This window comes from Holdemanella hominis, assembly GCF_014306155.1.
GTDB lineage: Bacteria > Bacillota_I > Bacilli_A > Erysipelotrichales > Erysipelotrichaceae > Holdemanella > Holdemanella hominis.
The window spans coordinates 1-4,147 of the sequence record NZ_JACRWH010000088.1; the positions used below are offsets into that span (position 1 = coordinate 1).

Annotated in this window: 3 protein-coding genes and 1 pseudogene; 3 read left to right on the forward strand and 1 reads right to left on the reverse strand. The window is 33.4% G+C overall.

Annotated features, from left to right (window positions below; all coding sequences use genetic code 11):
- Positions 1–278 precede the first annotated feature (278 nt).
- Positions 279–332 (forward strand): annotated as a pseudogene (locus tag H8911_RS12810) (hypothetical protein); the annotation flags it as partial.
- Positions 333–335: 3 nt separating this feature from the next.
- A complete protein-coding gene (locus H8911_RS11745; RefSeq protein WP_244975858.1) occupies positions 336–833 on the forward strand; it encodes a CBS domain-containing protein in 498 nt (165 codons plus the stop codon).
- A gap of 32 nt (positions 834–865) precedes the next feature.
- Here the strand turns inward: H8911_RS11745 and H8911_RS11750 are convergent, their stop codons facing one another.
- On the reverse strand, positions 866–2,074 hold the full coding sequence (locus H8911_RS11750) for an L-serine ammonia-lyase, iron-sulfur-dependent, subunit alpha (protein WP_117926804.1): 1,209 nt from the start codon (positions 2,072–2,074) through the stop codon (positions 866–868).
- Between the two features lie 148 nt (positions 2,075–2,222).
- On the opposite strand from H8911_RS11750, the gene H8911_RS11755 reads away from it, so the two are divergent.
- On the forward strand, positions 2,223–3,998 hold the full coding sequence (locus H8911_RS11755; RefSeq protein ID WP_186999791.1) for an acyltransferase family protein: 1,776 nt from the start codon (positions 2,223–2,225) through the stop codon (positions 3,996–3,998).
- Positions 3,999–4,147 lie beyond the last annotated feature (149 nt).

Genomic DNA, 4,147 nt, shown 5'->3' on the forward strand with positions numbered 1-4,147 from the left:
CAGACTCTAATAAAAGCACATTGAAAAGTGTACTTCCAAAAAGATGTTTTCTTTTCCGTGTAAAATCCTTATTTGAATCAACAACGAATAGTGAAGGAGAATTATTCATGGTTTTGATGTCCTTCCGTATAAACAATTGGCCTATTATCAGAAATGATAATAGGCCACACATTTCTACCTGTATGTCAACAAAAAAATTCAAATTTTCCAAAAAAAAGAGGAGCACATTTTTTTATGTTCCCCTCAAAGCCGTCATTTCTTAACTTAATGACATTGGGATTCACCGTGTTCCTGTTGTTGAAAAAGGAAAACTTGTTGGATTGATTACAGAAGGTATGATTTCTAATTCGGGTACAACGAATGCGACGAGCTTAAGCATATATGAATTAAATTATTTATTGTCAAAAACGACTGTAAGCACAGTGATGGTAAAAAAAGTCATTTCTGTCGATGAAAATGAATTGGTGGAATATACAACACAGAAAATGTTGAAAAACAACATTGGATGTTTGCCGGTCACAAATGCTTCTGGCGAAGTTACAGGTATTGTAACGCAGAATGATGTGTTTAAATGTTTCTTGAATGTTCTTGGATGGGATGAAGTGGGTTCAAGAATTACGGTTGCCGTAAAAGATGAAATTGGTGCGATTGGTAAGCTGTCGGAAATTATTGCTGAAAATAAAGTGAATATCAATCATATTGGTGTGTATTCTTTTGAGGATGGAATTGCCAATCTGGTTATTCGTTGTGATACTATTGAACCAGATGATTTACAAGCAGATTTAGAGCGTAAAGGCTATAAAGTATTAGAGTGCTTCGTTCGTGATAAATAGAAAAAAAGGTCTAATTCATATGAATTAGGCCTTTATGCTTTTTCAGGTACAACAACGGCTAATCCGCCTAGTGCACTTTCTTTTAGTTCAATTGGAAGTTTCTTTCCTGTTAGATTCATGGTTTGTACAACCATATCAAAACTAACACGATTCTTTTTTACGTTACGCAAATATTTGGCAAGTCTTGCAGCATCCACGCTTCTTTGTGCAGCTATTGCATTTCTTTCAATACAAGGAATCATTACGTATCCGCCAACTGGATCGCATGTAAGTCCTAGATGGTGTTCTAATCCAATTTCAGCAGCACATTCAATTTGTTCGTTGTTTTGAAGTTGACAATAAGCGACAAAAGCAGCGCCCATGGAGCAGGCAGCACCAACTTCTGCTTGACATCCAGCTTTGGCACCTGAGATGGTTGCGTTTGTCTGAATTAGATTTCCAATCAATCCAGCGACTTTAAGTCCTTGGATAATTGTTTTTTTAGGATATTTTTGATCGTGATAGAAATGATATACAAGACTTGGTAAAACGCCACAGCTACCCATGGTCGGAGCTGTTACGACAATACCTCCACTGGCATTTTGTTCGTTGGCTGCATAGGCATAGCTACTTAGTAATAAACTGTTTTTATCTTGAATATCACTACAACTTTGTGCGGATTGGTGTAATGCATGGGCTACTCGATCAATTTTTAAGCTTCCAGGTAAAACACCAGTCTTCTTTAACCCGGTATTAACTGTTTTTAACATTTGTTTGAAGATTTGATTCATGTAAGAGTCAAAATCAGAATCTTCTACTTCATCGATATATTGGTCTAAACGTAAATGACGTTCATTACAATAGACTTGAATATCATCCATCTTTGTGTGTGGATAAATTTCTGGGTCTACATTTCCTTTTTTACCATCGATTTCGATTTTACCGCCACCAATTGATACGAATGTATGTTTTGCAATTTTTGTATCCTTGTCAAATACTTCAATGATCATTGTGTTTGGGTGTTCAACAGGGGTTTTCATATCAAAAATGATCTCGCATTTACTAGTGCCTAACGTTTTTAATATGATTTTGTCTGTAAGGTGCCCTTTTCCTGTAAGTGCTAAAGAACCAAATAATGTAATTTTGAAGTTTGTAGCTTCTGGATACTGTTCATTGATATATTTAGAAGCCATCATTGGACCAAATGTGTGTGAACTGCTTGGACCTGGTCCGATTTTATAAATTGTCTTAATACTTTGCATGTTATTTTCCTTTCAGAATCTTAATATATTATATTGTATTTTTTTAAAAAGGGATATTAAAAAATTATATATTTATTAATAATTATTAAGATTTGTTTGTGTTAAAATATAGAGTGCTAGTAGTAGCGTGATAAGGGGATATGTTGATATGAAAGAAAAAGGAAATCGTATAAAGGGAATGGACGGATTGCGTGGTATTGCGATTATTGGAATTACGCTATTTCATATGTTTCCTAACGTGTTTAAAGGTGGGTATCTAGGGGTTGTTTTATTTTTTGTTTTAACTGGTTTTTTAATGGTTATCACAAATAAGAAAAAAATGGAGAACAGGGAGTTTTCTGCTATCAAATTTTATATATCAAGAATAAAAAGATTGTATCCACCATTGTTGGTAATGGTTTTTACAACTTTAGGTGTTTATTTCTTTTTGGCTAATGATAGTTTGCGTGGAATGAAGATGCAAGTATTAAGTATATTTGCGGGTTTTAATAACTTTTGGCAGATTTCACAAAGTTTGGATTACTTTACTAGAATTGCGAATACTTCACCATTTTCTCACTTATGGTTCTTGTCTATTGAAATGCAGTTTTATTTGATTTTTCCACTTTTATTATTTGGATTATATAAGTTGGAAGAAAAAAAAGGAAATTCGAATACAATCAAGATAATGCTTGGAGTCACTGTTGCTTTTGCGTTAATAATGCCAATACTTTATTTATGTAAAGTGAATGTCACAAGATTGTATTATGGAACGGATACTCGAATTTATGCATTGTTTGCGGGTATGCTTTTGGGTTGGATATATACAAAGGAAGAAGAAACGAAAAAGAATTTTTGCATTTCACTTTCATTGATAGTTATATTAGTGGCTTCTTACTTTATTTTTGATGGTAAAATGCCAATTGTATATTTATTGGTGTTAACACTAACGACAATTTTGTCTATGTTCTTAATTGAGAAAACGGCAAATAGCTCAGTTTCGTTGGATGTGCCTATATTAGATTGGATTGGTAAACATAGTTATGAAATTTATTTGTGGCAATATCCAGTCATTTATTTGTTTCAATATAAGGATTGGAATAAACATTTCATCATATATTTAGTTGAATTTGTAATTTTGATTGCACTTGTTGTATGGACAAATTATTTCTTAAAGGTGTTTAAATATAAACAAATCAAACCAAAATTTCAAAAAGCCGTGTTGGCTTGTGGAATCGTTGGGTTTGTATTTCAGGCCACAGGTGTTATTGCTTTAGCAACTTCAAAAGAAGTGGATTCTAGTGCGTTGCAAAAACGTATTGCTGAAAATGAAGAAGCTATCAAGAATAAGAAAAAGAATGCAAAATCAGATGGCAAAATGGAAAAGGCTAAAAATGTAGATTATAGTCCTAGTGGAAATTCACAGAAAGTATCGGATAAAGGTTTATTCTGTTTGGGAGATTCCGTTATGTTGTCAGCATATACAAATATACAAGCTGTTTATCCAGATGCAACTGTCGATGCAGCTGTTTCAAGACAAATGTCACAAGCACCAGATGTTTTGCGTTGGTACGAGTCAAAAGGGGCTGTGCATAATACAGTTGTGATGTCACTAGGAACAAATGGGGTATTGGATGAGAGTACGGTTGAACAAACATTAGAAATGATTGGTTCAGATAAATCTATTTTCTGGGTCAATGTATATGCACCTGGGGTTGAATGGGAAGCTAGCAATAATCAATATCTGAAGGAATTGGCTAAAAAGCATTCAAATATTACATTGATTGATTGGAATTCTTATATTTCTCAGCATACAGATTTATTAGAAGAGGATGGAATACATCCGATGGAATCAGGTGCTGATGCATATGCTCATTTAATTCAAGAAAAAATTAATGAGGTTATGCAAAAACAAAAAGAGATTGAAGAAAAACCGAATAAATAAAAAGACTGCAGAGGAATTAATCTTCTGCAGTCAGATTGTTGACAAAAGCCTATACCTTTTCGTAAGGGCATAGGCTTTTTATTGTATATAGGCAATTTTCGAAATGAAATTGTCTTTTTTTGTATATTTTGAAGGATATATAGAAGATT

Excerpts from the sequence above, each read along its gene's own strand:
- H8911_RS11755 (WP_186999791.1), top strand. The coding sequence starts at position 2,223 with ATGAAAGAAAAAGGAAATCGTATAAAGGGAATGGACGGATTGCGTGGT.
- H8911_RS11750 (WP_117926804.1), bottom strand. The coding sequence starts at position 2,074 with ATGCAAAGTATTAAGACAATTTATAAAATCGGACCAGGTCCAAGCAGT.
- H8911_RS11745 (WP_244975858.1), top strand. The coding sequence starts at position 336 with ATGATTTCTAATTCGGGTACAACGAATGCGACGAGCTTAAGCATATAT.